This window comes from Mesorhizobium sp. M8A.F.Ca.ET.202.01.1.1 (genome assembly GCF_004791595.1).
Taxonomy (GTDB): Bacteria; Pseudomonadota; Alphaproteobacteria; order Rhizobiales; family Rhizobiaceae; genus Mesorhizobium.
In genome coordinates this window covers 1-315 of record NZ_SRUN01000200.1, presented here as the reverse complement: position 1 = coordinate 315, position 315 = coordinate 1, and the positions used below count along the sequence as shown (strand labels likewise).

1 protein-coding gene is annotated in these 315 nt (G+C 54.6%); it reads left to right on the top strand.

All coding sequences use genetic code 11. The features are described 5' to 3' along the window. On the top strand, positions 1-239 hold a 239-nt coding region (locus tag EN845_RS35745), incomplete at its 5' end, for a hypothetical protein (protein WP_189587448.1). Positions 240-315 lie beyond the last annotated feature (76 nt).

The following is a 315-nucleotide window of genomic DNA, read 5'->3' as shown; positions in this document are numbered from 1 at the left end:
ATCTGGAATGGTACGATCGCCAGACCGAACGTCTTGCGGGCGACGAGGAGCTTCGGGGCCTCGCTGACGCGAATGTCAGGCGCGTTCTTGACAGGCCGACTTCGGACGATCTGGCCGGAATGTTTGAATTGAACGCCGGCCTTTCAGAAAGGCTCATCGGCGTCGTTGAAATCAAAACCAGCTTCGACTTCGATCGCTATGACTATTTCCTAGGTAAGGTGTCGAAGGTGTTGCCATGAGCAGGCAGTCCTTGGCCTATCTTACTGTTGTCCTTGTATCGGTCGTCATCGTGCTGCTCGCCTTCTTACAGGCGAT